The sequence below is a fragment of the Flavihumibacter fluminis genome (assembly GCF_021491375.1).
Lineage (GTDB): Bacteria > Bacteroidota > Bacteroidia > Chitinophagales > Chitinophagaceae > Flavihumibacter > Flavihumibacter fluminis.
Map to the genome: position 1 here is coordinate 702,111 of NZ_JAKEVY010000001.1, position 20,117 is coordinate 722,227.

Here is a 20,117-nt window from a genome sequence, read left to right on the forward strand (position 1 = left end):
GTTGTGTTTTAATTGTTTCTGTTCAATCAGACTACCGCTTCCGGATCCAGGTTACAGCAGCGAAGAACTTTTTTTTGACTGGTTGTATAAACCCCGATCAGTCAACAACCGGGTTCTGGGAATATGACGGCAGGTTTTTCTATCAGGTTACAGCCGAATCCGAAATACGCCCAACTTATCTTAATTTTAGTGTTGTACATTATTACCTGTAACCTAACAACCGCAACCGGCGTCCTACTCCCTGTAATGCAACCAGCAACACCGGATAACGAGATCATACAAATGGTGAAGAATGGTAATCAGCAGGCCTACAGCCAGTTGGTTACCAGGTACCAGAACTATGTATTCACCATAGTGTTAAGGTATATCAACAGTCGGGAGGATGCTGAGGAAGTGGCCCAGGATGTGTTCATCAAAGCCTATAAAAGCCTCGCAGATTTCAGAGGAGAGAGTAAGTTCAGTACATGGATCTATACGATTACCACCACCAGCTGCCTGACCTTCCTGAGAAAGAAAAAACTGGAAGTACATTCGCTGGATAATGAAAAGGTAATGGCCCATGCGGAACAGGTTGACAGTGGAATGCGGGCCAACCAGGTGGAACAGAAATCCAAACTGGCGATGGTGAACCAGGCTATTTCCCTGCTGTCGCCGGATGACGCCCAGGTAATTACACTTTTCTATAAGGGAGAACAGAGCCTGGATGAAATTGCACAGATATTGGGACAGGAAACCAATGCAATTAAAGTAAGGTTACACCGGGCAAGGCAACGACTTCGGGATAAAATGGAAAAATTCTTCCCCCAGGAAGTCCGCGACCTGACCACTTAAAATATAATTCACAATTCATCATTCATAATTTTTACTTCATGTCACAGAATATAGAAATGGAAGCCCGCCTCTGGGAATACATCGATGGGATAGCGAAGCCGGAAGAACGTTCGGTGATTGAAGCCCTGATTCAAACCCAGCAGGAATGGAGGGAGAAATACCAGGAGATGGTAGCACTTCACCAGGATTTGCAGGAACACCTGGAGTTGGAAGCCCCTTCCCTTCGTTTTACCAAAAACGTGATGGAAGAAATCGCAAGATTACATATTGCTCCAGCTACCAGCACTTATATCAATAAAAAGATCATCTACGGAATTGCAGGATTTTTCATCACCCTGATTGTTGGCTTTGTAATATATGCCATTGCACAGATCGATTGGAGCAGTGGATCCGGTAGTGGGGGCTTTGAATGGAACCGCATCGATTTTTCCGGAATATTCAACAATCAATTCGTGAATATTTTCATGATGGTGAATATTGTACTGGGATTGATGCTCTTTGACCGGTATCTCACTGCACAGAAAAAAAACTGGAAAAAGCAGGCTTCCTGAGCGATTGGGCTTCATCTGGCAAAATCACTCAAACGGTTGCATATGGAAGGATGAGACCGAATGCTTAAGTTCGGTCTATAAAAGGCCTTATCCATATAAACTAACATGGAACAACAGATTTTGCCAGCCTATCTGAAAGAAACAGCCCATCTTTCAACCGAAACGTTCGGATCGGGATTGATTAATACTACCTGGAAAGTAACGGATAAAAATCGCTCTTATATCCTGCAACGCATTAACCAGGATGTATTCAAACATCCGGAATGGATTGCATCCAATCTCAGGCAAATCGGGAGTTACCTTAAAACTCATCACCCTGATTATCTGTTTGTTGAACCTGTTAAAACGCTTGATAACCAGGACCTCGCAATTTCAAAAGAAGCCGGTTATTTCAGATTGCTCCCTTTTATCAAAGATTCCCATAGCATTGATGTGGTAACAGAACCTTCCCAGGCCTATGAAGCTGCCAAACAATTCGGAAGATTTACCGCTTTGCTGGAAGGAATAAAACTGGATGAACTACATACTACGATCGCGGATTTCCATAATCTCACCTTGCGGTTTCGTCAGTTTGAAGATGCCATTGCTTCCGGGATTCCGGATCGGATACAAAAGGCCGGTCCCGAAATTGACTATCTCAAGAATAAATCGGGAATCGTTACTACCTACCAGCATATTTGTAATAACCCTTCTTTCCATTTACGTGTAACCCATCATGATACCAAGATCAGTAATGTATTGCTGGATGCCTCCAATAAAGGGCTCTGTGTGATAGACCTCGATACCGTGATGGCAGGGTATTTCATTAGTGATGTGGGTGATATGTTACGGACTTATCTCTCTCCCGCCAGTGAAGAAGAAACAGACCTGGAAAAGATCTGCATTCGTACGGATATTTTTGAAGCCATCGTAAAAGGTTACCTGTCCGAAATGAATGCAATTCTTTCGGACGATGAAAGAAGAGCTTTCATTTATGCGGGCAAATTCATGATCTATATGCAGGCCATTCGGTTTCTCTCCGATTACCTGATTGGCGACACCTATTATGGTGCCAGGTATGCTGATCATAACCTGCAACGCGCGCGCAACCAGATCCGCCTTTTACAGGAACTGGAAGCAAAAGAACCAGAACTAACAGAGATCCTTAACCGATATATTTTTCATCAAGATCAAACAACATCAATATGAGTTCAAACAGAAGAAAATTCCTGCGGAACCTCACAATGGGTACCGGCGCGCTGGTGAGCAGCTGGCCGGTTCTGGGCAAGGACCTTGCAGAAGATGCACCCCATCCCACAGCAAAGACCTCTCCCTCCTTTAACATGTGCGGATACGCTGCACCCAAACTTGAAAAGGTTCGAATCGGTTTTATCGGGCTGGGCATGCGCGGTCCGGGAGCTGTTGAGCGCATGAGCCATATTGAAGGAGTAGAAATTAAAGCGCTTTGCGATCTTTATCCCGAAAGGGCCGCGGCCGCTCAGCAAATCCTCACCAAAGCAGGATTACCCAAGGCGAAAGAATTCTCTGGTGAAAATGGCTGGAGACAGGTTTGTGAGCAAAAAGATATTGATTTGATTTATATCACAACACCCTGGGACTTACACACACCAATCGCTCTTTATGCCATGAACAATGGCAAACACGCAGCCACTGAAGTACCGGCAGCGCTTTCTATTGATGAATGCTGGCAGCTCGTGGAAACATCCGAGCGCACCCGTAAACATTGTATGATGCTGGAGAACTGCTGTTATGATTTCTTTGAACTGCTTACGCTGAACATGGCGCGGAATGGCCTCTTTGGAGAAGTACTCCATGTAGAAGGAGCCTATATCCACGATCTGCTGGATCTAAATTTCAGTAAAAAAGGATATGCCAATATGTGGAGACTAAAAGAGAATATCCGCATGAACGGTAGTCTCTATCCAACCCACGGCCTGGGTCCTGTTGCACAATGCATGAATATCAATCGTGGTGATCAGTTCGATTACCTGATCTCCATGTCAACGAATGATTTCACCATGGGAGCACATGCAGCAGAACTTGCAAAAACCGATTCGTTTTTCTCCCCTTACGTTAATCAGAAATACCGGGGAAATATGAACAATACCCTGATCCGCACCCACAAGGGCAAAAGCATTCTCATCCAGCACGATGTCAGCTCTCCCCGTCCCTACAGCCGCATACACCTGGTAAGTGGCACAAAAGGGGTGGCACAGAAATGGCCCAGTCCTGCGAAGATCGCTTTTGGCCACAGTTGGATAAAACAGGAAGAATTTAAGGCTTTGGAAGATAAACATACTCCACCCATCGTCAAACATATTGGAGAAATAGCCAAGGGCGTTGGTGGTCATGGGGGTATGGATTTCATTATGGACTGGCGACTGATCGATTGTTTGCGTAATGGTTTGCCGCTGGACCAGGACGTGTACGATGCAGCACTTTGGAGTTGTATTATTCCGCTCTCTAACCAGTCGGTAAATAACAGGAGCCGCAGTATGGATATCCCTGATTTCAGCAGGGGCAACTGGATCACAAATAAACCGGTGGATCTGACACTCAATGGAGGAGGCAATACCCCGGTTCGTAAAATTGAAAAAAGCGGTAAACAGCTATAAAGAAGGTTTTCGTTGATTGGTTTTACTTAAACCCGTTCTCTGAAAAGAGACGGGTTTTTTAATAAAAATTGGCAGCTCGGCGGTTAGTAGAAACAAACCATCTGCTGCCAACAAAACGACTGCTAAATTGCTCATTCTGGAAGAACCAAAACGAACCTGTAAAATAGCTCGTAATTCAACTGGTATTTAATACTATTTTACTCAATCTTCATACTTTCATTTCCAAAACGGTTACTGGTTATCAATCCCTGGCTAAAGTCATATTCCTGATTTTTTGTAATTTACCCCAGACTAATACTATTTTGACTAGCTACATATGAAAAACGACCTGCTTAGAGAGATTACGCCGCTTACCCAAAGTGATTGTTTTACCCTTTTTTCCCGAGTGAAATCAGATTTCGATTTTCCTCTGCATTATCACGAAGAGTTTGAACTCAACTTTATTGAAAATGCAACTGGAGCAAGGAGGATTATCGGCGATCACATGGAAGAAATAAGCTCCCTGGAATTGGTATTGGTTGGATCAAACCTTCAGCATGGCTGGTTCAATCACAAATGTGTCAGTAAAGAAATCAAAGAAGTAACCATACAGTTTCACAAGGATCTGTTTGATGAAAAATTTCTGCGCCGGAATCAGTTAAGCTTTATCCGGGCTATGCTGGAAAAATCAAACCGGGGTATTCTGTTTTCGCCGGAAACTACCCAACAGGTAGCCGGCCGGATAAAAGCATTGAACCAGAAACATGGGTTTGACTCGGTATTAGAATTGTTTTCTATCCTGCATGATCTCTCCACCTCCAGGAATATGCGCATCCTTTCCGATGCCAGCTTCAACAATGCAGAACACTTCACATATAACAGTCGCCGTATTGGTACAGCAATGGATTACCTCAACAATAATTTTGAAAAGCCGATCTCTTTAACCGATGTGGCTAAACTGGTCAATATGTCGGATGTGGCTTTCAGCCGGTTTTTTAAAAACAGAACGGGTAATAATTTTATTGACAGCCTGATTGAGATCAGGTTGGGACATGCCTCGCGTATGCTCATAGACACCACACACACAATCGGAGAAATCGCCTATCGTTGCGGCTTCAATAATATGTCCAATTTCAACCGGGTTTTCAAAAAGAAAAAAGGCTGTACACCCAAAGAATTCCGCGAAAACTATAATGCCGTTGGAGCCGGCACCCGCGTCTTTATCTGATCAGCGCGGAAACAGGCTCGCATCGATGCCCGGAATAATGCGAAGGGCGTTTTTGTAATATACTTTTTTAAGTACCTCATCCGGCAGATCAAGTCCGTACATTCTCCAGAATGCATGGTATTTTTTATGGTAAGGAAAATATTCATCGGCTGTTTCCAGTACCCTGAAATAGGTTGCATATTCTGAAGGCACCCAACTGTCTTTTCCAAAAAGGATACGATCCTGGTATTTAAGGAAAAAATCATGAGCTGAACGGGGCTGCCGACCCAGTTCTGCAATTACGGCTCCAAACTCCACCACCACATTCGGCATCACCTGCAACAGGGAGTCCAGTTTTTTCAGGTTATTCGGATACCAGCCAAAATGCGCAGCAATAAATGTAGTGCCCGGGTGTTTTTTGAACATCCGGTGCTGCTCTGCAATCAATACCTCCCAGGGAGCCGGATCCTCATTCGAACGTTTCCGACGCGGATGTGTGTAAAGTTCCAGCAATCGCTCGTTTTCATTCGTTAATTCTTCCCAGAAAGAGGCAGGGTCTGCTGTGTGAATAAGGACCGGAATCTTGAGTTCGCCACATTTTTTCCAGATGGGATCCAGTCGGTGATCATCTACAGTCACCCGGTTTCCCCTGGTATCCTTCACCGAAAATCCCAGGTTTTTGAACACTTTCAATCCGCGGGCACCATTGTTATAATCTTCCTGTAATTGCTTTACTGCATTCTCCGACCAGCCTTCTGTGCCGATGCCCCCAAAATCGATATTGTGAAACACAATAAATCTTCCGGGATATTGCTTACGCGCGTTCTCTACTTTCTGTTTGAGCTCGGCACCATTACCACCACTCAGGTTGACCATCACCTTCATATTGAGCGCATCCATATTGCTGATGATATCAGCCAGTGAACCTGAGCCCATCCGGTACTGGTGGTTGTGCACGTCAACAAATGGAAATTTTGAACGGGTTACCGGATTTTCGGGCACCACCAGCGTAGAGGGAGGGTTATACGATTCAAAATCAATTTTAGGTTGTTGGGCACAGGCGATCAGGGTGGTTGACAACAAAACAGAACCCAGAACTGTAATTCGTTTAAGCATATCGGTTTAATTAAGCAGGTTGCTGATGTATCTTGCGCTCAGTTTAATCAGAAACATAAAAATATGGCAAGAGGACGGAACAGGAACAAGGAGGATAACGCAGAGGAGCGTCCAAAAGTTAAAATTTCCAAAGAATCACTTCGCCAGGCCCTGGTGCTTTTCAGGTATCTGAAGCCTTTCCGCGGTCAATTTATCATGAGCCTGGTATTCATCGCTTTATCGGCTTTAACCACCAGTCTCTTCCCTTTGTTTCTTGGAAAAATGATAGATGCAGCCGTTCCGGGAGGCGGCGCTGCGGTTGTTCCTTCTGCCCCTTCCAATCTGCCTTTCGGGCAGCAGTTGAAGGAAGTGAAATGGAGTCTGAATACCAGCCTGCTTTTCATCTTTATTACGCTCAGTTTTCAAATGTTCTTTTCCTATATGCGTGTATACCTGCTGACGGCAGTGGGCGAACGTTCCCTGGCAGGCATGCGGAAAGACGTATACAGCAAACTGCTGAGTATGCCCATGTCTTATTTCTCTGAAAAAAGAGTAGGTGAATTGAGCAACCGGATTTCATCGGATCTCTCCCAGATCCAGGACGCAATATCCTTTACCCTGGCCGAATTCCTTCGGGGCATATTCACTCTGGTAATAGGGCTTTTCTTTATTTTCTGGATCAGTCCGGAACTGGCACTGGTAATGCTGGGCGTGGTACCTGTAATTGCAATCCTGGCCGTTGTTTTTGGCAAGCGCATTCGCAAAATGGCACGGAAAGCACAGGATGAATTAGCTGAAAGTGGCACGATTGTGCAGGAAACTTTTCAGGGGATAACGGTTGTTAAAGCTTTCACCAGTGAATTTCACGAGATCAAGCGGTATGTAAAAAGTATTTTTGCTGTTGTTGATACATCTATCAAAAACGCACGCTATCGGGGTGCGTTTGTTTCCTTTATGATCTTTAGTGTGTTTGGTGCCATCGCTTTTGTTATGTGGTATGGTGCTAATATGATTCAATCAGGTGAACTTACCCTGGGTTCCCTTACCATGTTCGTCATCTTTTCAATGTTTGTAGGTGGAACTTTTGCAGGCTTCGCCGATATGTTTTCCCAATTGCAAAAAACCCTGGGGGCAACTGAAAGCATCCGCGAAATTCTCCGCAGCGAAAGCGAACCGGTTTCGCTGGAAGCTATCACTGTGGCACCGGAAAACCGCATCCGTGGGGATGTACAGTTCGAACATATTTTCTTCAGCTATCCTTCGCGTAAAGACACACCTGTGCTGAAAGGCCTTAGCTTGTCTGCGCAAAATGGGCAACAGGTTGCGATTGTGGGGCCCAGTGGTGCAGGTAAATCCACCCTGGTTTCCATGCTGCTCCGCTTTTATGAACCCGATGCGGGGAATTTGTTTTTCGATGGCAAACCAGCCTCCAGTTTTCCTTTATCAGAGTTACGTGCCCAGATGGCCTATGTACCACAGGAAGTATTGCTGTTTGGTGGCACTATCCGGGAAAACATCGCTTATGGAAAACCTGATGCAACAGATGAAGAAATCACCCAGGCAGCAATCAAAGCAAATGCACATCGGTTTATTGAAGCTTTTCCTGATCAATACAACACTGTTGTAGGTGAAAGAGGTATTCAGTTGAGTGGCGGACAAAGACAACGGGTTGCCATCGCGCGAGCTATCCTGAAAGATCCGGCTATCCTGATACTCGATGAAGCTACTTCTTCTCTCGATAGCGAAAGTGAACAGCTGGTTCAGGAAGCCCTCGATAATCTGATGAAAGGCAGAACCTCTTTTGTGATTGCACACCGGCTGTCCACCATCCGGAATGCTGATAAGATAGTGGTAGTGGATAAGGGCGTAGTACACGAATCTGGCACCCATGCAGAACTGATGGCAAAAGACGGACTCTACCGCAGGCTGAATGAAATGCAATTCGAATTTGGAGTCGTTACCCAATCAGTTACCGAAACCATTTAACCTATGCTAATTCGGGCAGTTTTGACAGGAATGCTGTCAGTACTCATATTTACTAACACTCAGGCACAGCCGAAATCCAGCGTTCGGTACAAAGACATCCTGTTTGAGAAAGTGGATCGTAAAAGGAATCTTTCCTACCAGGAACAAGAAACACCTGGCGTTAAAAAAAGGTTCCACAAATTTGATTGGTATGCATCCGCCGAAGACAAAAACCGCAGGCGTCCTTTGATCATTGCCATGCATGGCGGCGGATTTAAACTCGGCAACAAAGCATCCGACAGTACTCCTTTCTGGGCAAGAGAATTTGCCAAAAGGGGATACGCTGTAGCGTCGATCAATTACAGGAAGAGTAAAAAAAAGCCGCTCTCCCGTTTTGAAGATCTTGCCGACGGTTGTTTTGAAGCGTTGAAAGACCTGCAGTTAGCCATTGATTACTTCAAACGAAATCACGAGCAATACGGCATTGATCCGGATCAAATCATCCTGGCAGGGAATTCAGCCGGTGGCATGATGGCCCTCCACGAAGTATGCAGCAGTGAATCGGAACTTGCTGCCTATCTCAAACGCGCCAATAGTGCCAGTCTCGACACCACCCACAATCCTAACCGGGTATTGGCCGCTATCAATATGTGGGGCTCAATTTATGACAGTACGTGGATTAAAAATGCCAGGGTGCCAATTGTTTCCATACATGGAAGCAAAGACCGGGTAGTACCTTCCAATAATACGGCAGGACCGTTTTTTGGCACTGAAATCATTGCACGGGAGGCCCATCGTGCGGGAATTACCCATTATGTACAGTTATATGAAGGAGCCGGACATGAGCTGCACAAACATTTCAACCCGGTATTTGGCGGAGGCCCTGGTGCGAGGCGCCGCTGGCGCGATATGACCCAACGGATTGCTGCTTACCTCCAGGAAGAACTTTCCTTAAAGGATGCTTCTCAATAAAGGATGCAGGGCAGCCGTATGAATATTTCTCCACACACGATTTAGTTCAGAATCTTCTTTAGCGCCGGCCAGCGACTGATATCCGTACAAGTTCTGAATCAATTGTAAGGCTTGCCGCGTAATACTTCTGGCTTGAGCACTGACAACATCAATAGCCGACGGCTCAGGACCTATGCCTTGCTTTACCTGCTCCCAGTTGTCCCGACAGGTTTGCAATAACTCCATTCTCAATTGATTAAAGGGTTCCGTTGAAATCCTACTTTGATGTTCAGCCAATTCAACAAAACGTTTAACCATTCCAGTTATATTGGCTGCCAGCGTATAAGCAGCCAGCAATTCAAAAGGCAATTTAAACACCGGATCCGGATGGGTTGCCCGTTCGGGATCAATAACAAAAGCTCTTCGTGCTGGAATCCATTGCGGAGTAACTTTAAAACCATTGCTGGCAGTGGCTTTCATTCCCATGGTTGACCAGTTTCCGATTAGCTCAACTTCTTTTGCATCAAGCAGCATCGCAACTATAGTTCCTTGTACATTGAAATTGGCAGTCAGGTAAGTTGCATTGGAAGCACCACTTGCATGTGGCCATTCTCCTTTTATCCAATACCCCCCATCTAAAGGAACTGCGGCACCTCCGGCATTCCCACTACCCGTAATACACAAGCCTTCCTGGATAAGCAAATCAGCCTGCAGCGTTTTATCCATAAAACCAAGAAACCAGTGAGCCCCACTGCAAAGCGTAATGGTCCAGCCCAGCGAACCATCTATCCACGCTATCTTTTCCAGTATTTCCACTGCTTCGGGGAATTCCATGCCCATTCCTCTCAAATCTATTGGAAGATAGAGGTTCAGCCAGTTGGCTTTAAGCACCTGTTCCCATATAACCTCTGGCAATTCCCCTCTCAATTCCGCTTCCCTGGCGGTATCCCGTACCAGCTCTATAAACTCAACACTCGTATCAATATTCATTTTTACCGGCTTGTGATCACTATTTTCCCTGCACCATGATAGGAATGATAATCATTGTTATACATAGCATCTGCGCTTACTGGTCCCTGTTGAAATGTACCTGGAGAAACCGCACGCACCGTGTAATAATACACTTGCCGGTTATTAGTAGCATCCACAAACAGATGCAGCCGGTCATCGCGTATATCCATTGCTGTTGGAGTAACTGCATCTTTTATCCAGTCCATACCAGGAATATCTTTTATCCTTGGATTTTCAATTTCAAATCCGGCAGGAAGCAAATCCGTAATAACTACATTATCAATAGCACCTGCATACGCTTTTTCAAGGGTTAGCTGAACAACAACGAGGTCGTTCTGCCGGAAATTTCTGCCTGCAATCGGTTTCCCGTTCCGGTCAAAGAAAGCTCTCCGGATTTTGAGGTATTGGTCCTCCTGCTTATAGGATCCGCTTGCACTGATTCCTTCTGCTTCCCACCAGTAATATACGGGTCCACCGTTTGCGCTGATCTGCACAGGCCCGTTTCCAAGTGAAGCAGCTTCAACTGTCAGCAGTTTATCCTTAAGGGTAGCAATCGTTTTACCATTGCTTTGAATCGTTGCGGTAGCTGTATTATTGGCCTGGCGGGCAGCCAGTTTCCCAAGTGCCAGCATACCAAAGGATGCTTCCTGGGTGCTGAACCAATTTAATTCTTTAAAGCGTTGTGCTAAATTCCTAGCCAAACCTGACACCTGTGGATGATCCGGTTGTACTTCAATTAATACATTGAGCGCAATTGCCTCATCCCGAAGGGGAGAATAAAAACTGCCACCCGTAACAGCAACAGATCGCTCTCCTGAAAAGGAAGAGGGCAATAACTCAGCAAACCTATTGCGATCTCCCGCCAATGCATAAGCTGCCGACAACAGGTATTTGCTATCCAGGCTTAGCTGATCGGGTTTGGACTTGTAATAATTCATCACAGATATATTTGACTTACCGCCCAGTGCCAGTACGTATAAACTGTACGCCACTTCTTTGGGAGCGATCTTCTTTTGCTGGTTGTCATTGTAATAGTAAGTGATGGTATTTCGAACACTCAGGCGTTGGTTGATATAGTTCAGGAGCGTTTCCAGCAGGGAACGATCCACTTCAAAGCCGGCTTTTCTGGCTTCAATCAAAAAATGAGCCGCATAAATACTGGTCCACCATTGCTCGGTACGGTCATTGTCCCAAAGCGTTACCGCTCCATTGTACAATTGCCGCATTTTAATTTTGCGGATGGCTTCCAATACATTGGCTGCTGCCGCTTTGCGCGATGCATCTCCTTTTTGCAGCAACTCACTCAAATCACCAAAATACAATTGTGGAAAGGCCGCTGAAATACTCTGCTCTGTACACCCATACGGATAGTTAACCAACCTTTCTAGTATATTTCCCAACTCCAGCACCGGAGAAGGACTCACTACCAGTTTTTTTCGAACCGATGTTGGCATAAAATCAGGATCACCAATGTTTAGATTTACAGAACCATTTGCCTTAACAGCTCCCGATCCGGTTCTTTTCTGCAAGGTGGAAGCAGGTCGAACCGTAATATCTACTTCTTCCGAATAAACCGCCCCTCCTGCTTTCACATCAATTTTCACCTGTCCGTTGCCGATTGACGGGTTTGCGGCCGCCGTAAATACAAGTCGTTGTTCCGAGTTGGCATCAATCGTAACCGGTTGTTCTGAAGCTCCGGAGGCTGTTATTGATCCGCTGACTTTGATGGTGGCAGAGCCGGTCATTGATTTGGCTGTTGTATTACTAAGCGTTACAGGTATTTCAATACTGTCACCCGGACTCATAAACCTTGGCAAGGCAGTACTAATGACAACAGGATCCGCAATTTTCATTGTTTTTTCGGCAGAACCGAACCGGTTGCCTGCATGCGCTACTGCCATCAACCGAACCTCTCCCGAAAAGGCAGGTATCTCAACATTAAACGAAGCTTCGCCATTACTACCGGTGCTTACCAATCCGCTCCAGTACGATAAAATCTTTACCCGTTTATTCGGCATAGGATTTACCCGCTGGTCCATTCTCAGCTCACCATCCCCACCAGTACTGCTTCGGGTCGCTTTCAATTCCGGAAACAGCAGCGGATACAAATCAAAGGCATTTACACCAAGGGCTCTGTCCGCATAAAAATAGCCGTATGGATCCGGAGTTTTATAATCCGTTACCTGCAGCACGCCATTATCCACGGCAGCTAAAGTAACCATCGAACCCGGTACTGCTTTTACCCGTACCTGCTGGGTTTTCTTAGACCGACTCGATGCTTCAGCCAGGATCTCCACCGGAATAGAACGACGTTTTTCCCTTACCGTTACCCCTTTAAATCCATGAGCAACTGTCAGAGGAAGATCACTTACCGTATGTGTTTTGATAAGGGTAGCTGTGATGTATACATTCGGCAAATGAGCTTCGCTTATTGGCAAGGTAAGTGTAGCGCTGCGCTTCTCCACATTCAGGTATTGGTAGCTCAGCACCTTATCCTGCTCCATTGTAACCAGCAAACGACCGCTGAATGGTGTTTTAAACAGGAGCTTCACCTCTTCTCCAGGGTTATACATTTCCTTATCGGTTTCAATGTCAATATTGCCATCCGTATTTACTTCGAAAGAAGTATAATCACCCCCCCAATGTCCATAACTGTAAAAAGTTCTGCTAACATAAGTAGTACTACCGGGAAGGCTTAAACGAAGTTCATAATTACCCGGAGACCTGGGTATAAAACTATAGGATGAGTTCTCTCCGGAGATGGTTACCGTGCTGCTGGCAAGGATCTTTTCCTCTTTCTGGCTTTCATACCGGAAATAGGATCCACTTTTGCTTAATACGGTCCGGTATTCATGTTTGATTACTTCCACCGTTGCTTTCTGACCTGTTACTACCTGCTCTGCCTTATTCAATGCGATCAGTGGAAACTTCACGGCCTGGTTCAGTGGAAAATAATCATATCCATTGTCGCCAATTCCAAGGAAAGCGTCCTGCGTACTGATATCCGCCTGTACCATCCTGCTCACCGGTCGGCCGGTTTCATCAAAAACAGTTGTAAAGAATTTCGCCTGCAGTAATCCGATCATCTTATACAAAGCAGGAACCGTATAGGAAATACGGGCACGGCCCTCCGCATCGGTTTGTCCCTCTTCCATCTTTTTGTCAAAGAAGCTTTGCTGGTTGGTCAGTGAAAACTGGTAGCCGCCATATTTTTTCGGTGAGAAAAGGACTTGCTTTACCTGGATTTCGGTTTCATAGTTCCGGTTGGCGGCAGGCGGACCAAAAAAATTCTGTGCCTCCAATGCCAGGGTGGCTGTTTCACCGGGCTTGAGCTCTTTTTTATCCAGGCTGGTTTGTACTTTGATACGATCTGGCACAAACTCTTCCACCTGGATGGGCAGACTGGTCAGCAGTACATCATTTCCGCTGTACAATTCCAGTATATACGTACCCGTTAGGGCTGCAACCGGAATATCAATACTGCCGTCGGTACTACCTTCTTTATTAAGCGTTTTTCGGAAACTCTTCATCTCCTTTCCTGTGGGGAACAACACTTTACCCTTTATAGGCAGATCAGCAACCGGATTCCAGTTATAATCACGTACGATTGCAGCAAAATGCACCTGTTCACCCGGACGATAAATTCCCCGCTCTGTGTAAACAAACGCATCCAGTCCGGTTGCATTCAGCTGCTTTCCACCTACTTCAAAACGCGAGGTATTGACACGGGTATTACCAAAGAGCAGGTAGTTGAAGTCAGTAGCGGTTTTGGCAATGACCATAGCCGGACGAAAACCAGCCTGTTCCTTTCGGGCATAACTGATTTCTGCAACTCCTTCTGAATTGGTGGTACCCATACCCAATACTTGGTTATTGGCCCCGTAAGCTACCAGGTTCACACCTGTCAGGGCGGTTGCTGATGCAATGGAATTGGTAAATACAAAAATCTTCTCCTGTCCTTCTTTCACAATCAACCCGATATCGGAAAGTGAAATCATACGATTGTCACTCACCCAGTAATCATCCATGGATCGAACCTTGATATGATAGGCACCCTTCAGTTCCGGCAGCCGATCCTCCAGGTTAAATTCAAGTAATTGAGAACTGCCAACACGTGGCAGCGAACGGGTATCGATTTCTTTTTCATAGATCACATCACCAAGGGTAAAATCGCCTTCTCCCTCATAATAATATTCATCATAATCACCTACTCCATTGGATTCCTTGGGGTAATAGCCATAGCGGTTTGCGGCAAGCAGATTGGATTCATAAATTTTGGAAACAACCAGTTTCAGCTTCGGCACATTCACTATTTTGATCTCGATATTGCGTGCTCCTTCGGCCGATAAATAACTGGCTTTCCCGTTCATAAAACGAATGGATGGCTCCAGGGCTCCAAAAGCAATCGACTCGGTTTGTTCTTCTTTCAGTTGTCCCCCTAATATCCCTTTCAGTCCTTTTTTAATTTCCAGTTGATACGATTTTTCGGAGTCAAATGCATCACTGCTGATCATAAACCCATCTTCCATGAGTTGCACCTGGAAAGCAACAGTGGGATCAAGAGTAATAAAGTTTTTCAACCCCGCTTCCACCACCTGTTGGCTGGTCCTTACCAGTATGCGGCCGGTAGTTCCGTCGTGTTCGGGTTGCACGCCATTGATGGTAAGCACAAAGGGGGAGGCCAGCACCACCGGCTGTTTAACTGCTTCTTTCAATCCCTGTTTCCCTCCATCCGGGGTAAGCCCCTTCTCCAGTACCAGGTCCAGAGAAAGGTCCTTATCTTCTGCTTTTAGTCCTTGCAGACGCAGGGTCATTTTGGAATCTATACCCACCGTTAGCAATGAATAAGGTATAGCTGTTTCTCCTTTTAATATGCGAAGTTGTTCTTTCAGCCGGGAAGGATCCAGTTTATAATTAAAGTAAAGATCCAGTTGCGGAACCGGATTCGTACTGCCTTCTTCCGTCAACACCCAGGAAGCATTTATTTCATCCAGGTTGAGTAGCGGTGTACTGAATTGAAGTTTATCGCCGTTTTCTATCTGATTAAATGCAGATCCATTCAAAATAGCGGAGGTAAGTCGCGCGGTATAATTTGTTGCCGGCAGCAAAGGAGCCGCGGGAGAAAAGACCAGCAGATTGGATTGTTCCCACCGGAATTTGCCCCGAATTGCCGGTTCAAACTGCACATACTCCGTAGAATCCCATCGATTCAGCAAACTGTCAGAAACGATGGGATGATTGAACCGGAATACCAGGTTCTGCAATGGCATCACTTCTTTTTCGGCATTAGTATATTCAAGTACTACTGCTTTTCGGTTACAGGCAAGGAAGGAGAAAAACAGGATAAGGTAAAAGGAGATTCGTTTCAGGGAAAACATAGTAGGTTGGAATTGTTACCAAATGTATTCACAAGTTTAACGAAATCAAAATATCGGAAACCAGTAAGTTTGTTAAAGCAATCAAGTACCTTGAAGTTTTCCAATCGAATCAAAAAAACAGTCCTCCTCCTACTGGGAGCGGGATTATTTTTTTTACTGTTACAGCTTCTGTTTCCCCTGCCAGATGAACCGGAATGGTCAGCAGTTATTAAAGACAACAAAGGCAGGGTGGTGCATGCATTTTTAACCTCCGATCAGAAATGGCGGATGAAAACAGAGCTTACCGAAATTTCTCCTTTGCTGCAAAAAGCGATCCTTGAAAAAGAAGATCGCTGGTTTTACTATCATCCGGGAGTGAATCCGGTTGCCGTTATCAGAGCAGGGTGGAATAATCTCATAAAAGGCAAAAGAACTTCCGGCGCTTCCACCATTACGATGCAGGTAGCAAGGGCCCTGGAACCTGGCAGGAGAACCTGGTGGAAGAAGATAACCGAAAGTTTTCGGGCAGTGCAACTGGAGATTCGGTACAGCAAAAAAGAGATTCTGCAACTCTATCTGAACCTCGTGCCTTATGGTGGTAATATTGAAGGCGTAAAATCTGCATCGGTCCTGTATTTTGAGAAAAATCCCGATCATTTATCCCTGGCAGAAATCATGGCCCTGTCAGTGATCCCTAACCGTCCCAATTCCCTGGTTATGGGCAAACACAATGATCGAATTGTAACAGAACGTAACCGATGGCTGGAACTATTCCGGCAAAACGGCATCTTCCCAGAAAACGATATCCGGGACGCCATCGAAGAACCGCTCACTGCTTACCGGCATTCGGCTCCGCGATTCATCCCGCATCTCTCGTACAAATTACGGAAGTCAGGCGCCATCTCCATTCCAACCGCCATCGATTTAAACACTCAATTACAAGTGGAGAAACTGGTGGCTGATTATATCCGGCCCCTTCGGTATCAATCCATTCGCAATGCAGCTGTTATTGTAGTGGAAAATGCCAGTGGAAAGGTCATCAGTTACCTGGGATCGGCTGATTTTAAAGACGTATCAGACGGAGGCCAGGTTAATGGGGCTGCCGCCATCCGCCAGCCAGGCAGTACCTTAAAACCGCTGGTATATGGGTTGGCGATCGATGCCGGACTCCTAACACCTAAGACCATGTTGTCTGATGTAGCTACTAACTATGAAGGATATGCGCCTGAAAATTTTGACCGTCAGTTCAATGGAGCAGTAAGTATGGAATACGCGTTGGATCACAGCCTCAATATTCCGGCGGTTCGTACGCTGGCATCGCTGGGCAAAGACAAACTGATTGAAACCCTTTCCGGCATTGGCTTTCAGCAGATCAAAAAAGACCGGGGAAAACTGGGATTATCCATGGTGCTGGGAGGTTGCGGAACCAGCCTGGAAGAGTTAACCTCCCTGTTTAGCAGCTTTGCACGGGGAGGGATTTATCGCCCTCTCCAATTCACCACAATCGACACCAATCACTTGCAACAACCTGTATTTTCTACTGCTTCGGCTTATATGATCAACCAGGTTTTAAGCAAGGTAAACCGACCCGATTTTCCGTTAAGCTGGCAGAGCACAGAGAAAATGCCCAAAATTGCCTGGAAAACCGGAACCTCCTATGGCCGTCGGGATGCCTGGAGCATCGGTTTTAACCAGCGATATACGATTGGGGTTTGGGTAGGTAATTTTTCGGGTGAATCCGCCGCTTCCCTCAGTGGAGCAGAAACTGCTACTCCCCTGCTATTCCGGCTCTTTAACACCATCGATTATGATTCTGACCAGGACTGGTTTACACAGCCCGCTGATTGTGATATCCGAAAAGTATGCGCTACGAGCGGACTACCGCCAGGAGAATACTGCGAATCACAGATCACGGATTATTTTATTCCATTGGTATCCGGCAACAAAACCTGCGAACACAGCAGGGAGATTCCCATTCGTGCGGATGGAATCTATTCCTATTGTATGCAATGCCTCCCGGATGCAGGCTATAAAAAAGAACGATATCCGCTTTATGAACCGGCCCTGTTGCGTTGGATGGATGAACGCAAAATCAGTTATAAAAAAATTCCTCCGCATAACCCCGACTGTGAGCAGGTCTTTCGGGAAGGTGCGCCTGCTATTCTTTCCCCCCGCAATGGCAGTGAGTATTTATTGGAAAAAAGCAACCCGGAACCGCTTTTGCTGCAGTGCCAGGCTGCTTCGGATGTACTACGGGTTCACTGGTATATCAATGACCACTATTACAAATCAGCCGGTGTGAAGGAAAGAGTATTCTTTCAACCTGTAGCCGGACCTGTAAAAATTTCCTGTACAGATGACAAGGGCCGCAACCGGGATATCCGGATCCAGGTGCAATACTGGGAAAACTGAACCAATTTAAAATCTGCCAAACTTAAAGGTGATAGTAGCTGATACCCCACTCAGGTCTTCATCACTCAGTCCTTTACTGTTGGAGCCAAAAGCACGACGGTAAGAAACACCCGGACTGAAACGCATCCAGTTCGTAAGATTTAACTCAACTTGTGCGCCGGGTTCCATCAGGAAAAAGAAGTTTGGATTACGGCTATCGTAGTCTTCCCAATTATCGTAATCGCCACGGTCGTATTGCAGTATGAAGCCGGCACCGGTAAGCAGGTTCACAGCGAAATGAACTTTTTTGGTGGAACCGATCACATATTCTGTCATTAAACCGAATTGTCCGTATTGATAGGTCATTCGTTCTCCATCCCAGATCTTATTAGCATCCGGTACAGCGATTCGATTGGTAGTGGCTCCAGCGGCAACACCGATAAGAAAGGAGCGATTGACATACCAGCCGCCATACACTTCATTGATATTGGCAAACTGCCCATTGATACGGGTAAACTTATTGGAAATTGCACCATATCCGCCGGATTTGCGAATGCCATTGGATTTAAAAATGGTTTGGTTTTGCTGTGCCTGAAGTGACAGGTTTCCGAGGGTGAGCAACGCCATTGCCACCAGCATTGATTTGATCGTCATGATTCTTGCTATTTGAGAATCCGACAATCAATAATACCCTTACCCCTATTCCGGTGCCAAAAAAATCAGGGCTTTTCAAAATAGGCTTTGGCATTGTGATAGCAGATATCCGCAACAATGCCACCCATCCAGTTCAGATCATTTGGCAATAACCCCTTTTCAATATCGGTACCAATCAGATTACACAAGAGCCTCCGGAAATATTCATGCCTTGAATAGGAAAGAAAACTTCGGCTATCGGTAGTCATTCCGATAAAACTGCTGAGCAAACCTATATGGGAAAGTGCGTTTAATTGTTTTTCCATGCCATCCAACTGATCCAGGAACCACCAGCCCGATCCAAACTGAATTTTGCCGATGGTTTTCCCATCCATAAAATTGCCGGCCATACTGGCAAACACTTCATTCAGCCCAGGATTTAGGTTATACAGGATGGTTTTAGCCAATTGATCTGTCTGGTCCAGGGCATCGAGGAACCTGGCCAGGCGCATGGCCTGCTGGTCATCACCAATGGAATCCACTCCCGCATCAGCGCCCAGCTTTCGCAGTAAGCGTGTATTGAGATTCCGGATGGCCCCCAGGTGAAACTGTTGCACCCATCCCTTTGCATGATAACTGCGGCATAAATGCAGCAGGATAAAGCCAGACAAAGCATCCGGTGCCTGAACCTGGTAGTTTTTGGTAGCCAGCAAAAGTCGGAAATCCTGCTCTACCTGCTTTTTATCTTTCAATTGCGTAAGATCCGGTAATTGTACAAGTCCAAGATCTGCCACTCTGCAACCATTTGCATGAAAATAATCAATGCGGTTATCCAATACCGTTAGCAAGTCATCGAGTTCATGAATGGATTGTCCGCTTACCGTTTCAAGTTTCTCTATATAACTCAGCCAGGCTGCCTGGTTGTTCACATTCAATACGGGGTCGGGACGGAAGCTGGGCAGCACTTTAAAGTCTGCCTCCTGTTTTGTGAATGCCTGGTGATGGCGGAGATCATCACAGGGGTCATCCGTTGTTCCCACCATTTCTACCTTACGGTTACGAATAAGCGCTTGTGCACGGAACGCATCGGTATTTAGCAATTCATTGCAATGCCGATAAATGGAATCGGCTGTTTCACTGTTCAGGAATTCATGAATACCAAAGGGATTAGCCAGTTCCATTGCGCTCCAGTGAAACAAGGGATTACGAACGGTACGAGGTGCTATCGAAGCCCAGGCTTTGAATTTTTCTTCATCCGTTGCAGCACCCGTAATCAGTTCTTCAGCTATTCCAAGTGCCCGCATCGCCCGCCATTTATAATGATCCCCTTTGAGCCATATCTCAGTCAAATTGGCAAATTGTTTATTGGTGGCAATCTCTTCCGGGGAAAGATGACAATGATAATCAATGGTCGGAAGGTCTTTGGCAACATCAAAATAAAGGCGTCGGGCAGGTTCATTCTGTAGTAGAAAGTTTTCTCCCGGCCATTGTTTAGACAGTTTTTCCATGAATGCTTCTTTACTGAAAGGTT

Annotated in this window: 13 protein-coding genes; 8 read left to right on the forward strand and 5 right to left on the reverse strand. The window is 45.8% G+C overall.

The features are described from left to right. Window positions 1–246 precede the first annotated feature (246 nt). The 5 genes from L0U88_RS03200 to L0U88_RS03220 all read left to right on the forward strand — a co-directional run bounded on the left by L0U88_RS03200 (window position 247) and on the right by L0U88_RS03220 (window position 5,204). A complete protein-coding gene (locus L0U88_RS03200; RefSeq protein WP_234864161.1) occupies window positions 247–831 on the forward strand; it encodes an RNA polymerase sigma factor in 585 nt (194 codons plus the stop codon). Window positions 832–869: 38 nt separating this feature from the next. Further along, entirely contained in the window at window positions 870–1,382 is a 513-nt protein-coding gene (locus tag L0U88_RS03205) for an anti-sigma factor family protein (protein WP_234864162.1), read from the forward strand. Between the two features lie 105 nt (window positions 1,383–1,487). Beyond that, window positions 1,488–2,570 carry a phosphotransferase enzyme family protein gene (locus tag L0U88_RS03210; RefSeq protein ID WP_234864163.1) on the forward strand — a complete coding sequence of 361 codons (1,083 nt, stop codon included), beginning with the start codon at window positions 1,488–1,490 and terminating at the stop codon, window positions 2,568–2,570. Beyond that, window positions 2,567–3,997 (forward strand): Gfo/Idh/MocA family protein, encoded by a 1,431-nt coding sequence (locus L0U88_RS03215; protein WP_234864164.1) that lies wholly within the window; start codon window positions 2,567–2,569, stop codon window positions 3,995–3,997. The genes L0U88_RS03210 and L0U88_RS03215 overlap by 4 nt, the downstream gene beginning before the upstream one ends. A 316-nt stretch (window positions 3,998–4,313) precedes the next feature. Next, on the forward strand, window positions 4,314–5,204 hold the full coding sequence (locus L0U88_RS03220; protein WP_234864165.1) for an AraC family transcriptional regulator: 891 nt from the start codon (window positions 4,314–4,316) through the stop codon (window positions 5,202–5,204). Here the strand turns inward: L0U88_RS03220 and L0U88_RS03225 are convergent, their stop codons facing one another. Further along, window positions 5,205–6,299 carry an amidohydrolase family protein gene (locus L0U88_RS03225; RefSeq protein WP_234864166.1) on the reverse strand — a complete coding sequence of 365 codons (1,095 nt, stop codon included), beginning with the start codon at window positions 6,297–6,299 and terminating at the stop codon, window positions 5,205–5,207. It abuts the gene before it with no gap. Window positions 6,300–6,362: 63 nt separating this feature from the next. Here L0U88_RS03225 and L0U88_RS03230 point away from each other — a divergent pair, with 63 nt between their 5' ends. Both L0U88_RS03230 and L0U88_RS03235 read left to right on the forward strand, forming a co-directional pair. Then, window positions 6,363–8,264 carry an ABC transporter ATP-binding protein gene (locus L0U88_RS03230; RefSeq protein ID WP_234864167.1) on the forward strand — a complete coding sequence of 634 codons (1,902 nt, stop codon included), beginning with the start codon at window positions 6,363–6,365 and terminating at the stop codon, window positions 8,262–8,264. A gap of 3 nt (window positions 8,265–8,267) precedes the next feature. Beyond that, on the forward strand, window positions 8,268–9,215 hold the full coding sequence (locus L0U88_RS03235) for an alpha/beta hydrolase (RefSeq protein WP_234864168.1): 948 nt from the start codon (window positions 8,268–8,270) through the stop codon (window positions 9,213–9,215). Here L0U88_RS03235 and L0U88_RS03240 read toward each other — a convergent pair. Further along, window positions 9,195–10,184, reverse strand: a complete 990-nt coding sequence (locus L0U88_RS03240) for an acyl-CoA dehydrogenase family protein (protein ID WP_234864169.1) — start codon at window positions 10,182–10,184, stop codon at window positions 9,195–9,197. The two genes, L0U88_RS03235 and L0U88_RS03240, sit on opposite strands and share 21 nt — an antisense overlap. A gap of 2 nt (window positions 10,185–10,186) precedes the next feature. Then, complete coding sequence (locus tag L0U88_RS03245; protein ID WP_234864170.1) at window positions 10,187–15,583, reverse strand: alpha-2-macroglobulin family protein; 5,397 nt, start codon at window positions 15,581–15,583, stop codon at window positions 10,187–10,189. A 69-nt stretch (window positions 15,584–15,652) separates the two neighbouring features. Here L0U88_RS03245 and pbpC point away from each other — a divergent pair, with 69 nt between their 5' ends. Then, window positions 15,653–17,974 carry a penicillin-binding protein 1C gene (gene pbpC / locus L0U88_RS03250; RefSeq protein ID WP_234864171.1) on the forward strand — a complete coding sequence of 774 codons (2,322 nt, stop codon included), beginning with the start codon at window positions 15,653–15,655 and terminating at the stop codon, window positions 17,972–17,974. A gap of 6 nt (window positions 17,975–17,980) precedes the next feature. Here pbpC and L0U88_RS03255 read toward each other — a convergent pair whose 3' ends face one another. Then, window positions 17,981–18,607, reverse strand: a complete 627-nt coding sequence (locus L0U88_RS03255; RefSeq protein WP_234864172.1) for a hypothetical protein — start codon at window positions 18,605–18,607, stop codon at window positions 17,981–17,983. A 65-nt stretch (window positions 18,608–18,672) separates the two neighbouring features. Beyond that, a complete protein-coding gene (uxaC, locus tag L0U88_RS03260) occupies window positions 18,673–20,094 on the reverse strand; it encodes a glucuronate isomerase (RefSeq protein ID WP_234864173.1) in 1,422 nt (473 codons plus the stop codon). Window positions 20,095–20,117: the final 23 nt, after the last annotated feature.

What these genes read in the sequence shown, in the direction of transcription:
- L0U88_RS03255 (WP_234864172.1), bottom strand. Translation starts at nt 18,607, where the DNA reads ATGACGATCAAATCAATGCTGGTGGCAATGGCGTTGCTCACCCTCGGA.
- L0U88_RS03225 (WP_234864166.1), bottom strand. Translation starts at nt 6,299, where the DNA reads ATGCTTAAACGAATTACAGTTCTGGGTTCTGTTTTGTTGTCAACCACC.
- L0U88_RS03210 (WP_234864163.1), top strand. Translation starts at nt 1,488, where the DNA reads ATGGAACAACAGATTTTGCCAGCCTATCTGAAAGAAACAGCCCATCTT.
- L0U88_RS03240 (WP_234864169.1), bottom strand. Translation starts at nt 10,184, where the DNA reads ATGAATATTGATACGAGTGTTGAGTTTATAGAGCTGGTACGGGATACC.
- L0U88_RS03230 (WP_234864167.1), top strand. Translation starts at nt 6,363, where the DNA reads ATGGCAAGAGGACGGAACAGGAACAAGGAGGATAACGCAGAGGAGCGT.
- L0U88_RS03215 (WP_234864164.1), top strand. Translation starts at nt 2,567, where the DNA reads ATGAGTTCAAACAGAAGAAAATTCCTGCGGAACCTCACAATGGGTACC.
- L0U88_RS03205 (WP_234864162.1), top strand. Translation starts at nt 870, where the DNA reads ATGTCACAGAATATAGAAATGGAAGCCCGCCTCTGGGAATACATCGAT.
- uxaC (WP_234864173.1), bottom strand. Translation starts at nt 20,094, where the DNA reads ATGGAAAAACTGTCTAAACAATGGCCGGGAGAAAACTTTCTACTACAG.
- L0U88_RS03245 (WP_234864170.1), bottom strand. Translation starts at nt 15,583, where the DNA reads ATGTTTTCCCTGAAACGAATCTCCTTTTACCTTATCCTGTTTTTCTCC.
- L0U88_RS03220 (WP_234864165.1), top strand. Translation starts at nt 4,314, where the DNA reads ATGAAAAACGACCTGCTTAGAGAGATTACGCCGCTTACCCAAAGTGAT.
- L0U88_RS03235 (WP_234864168.1), top strand. Translation starts at nt 8,268, where the DNA reads ATGCTAATTCGGGCAGTTTTGACAGGAATGCTGTCAGTACTCATATTT.
- L0U88_RS03200 (WP_234864161.1), top strand. Translation starts at nt 247, where the DNA reads ATGCAACCAGCAACACCGGATAACGAGATCATACAAATGGTGAAGAAT.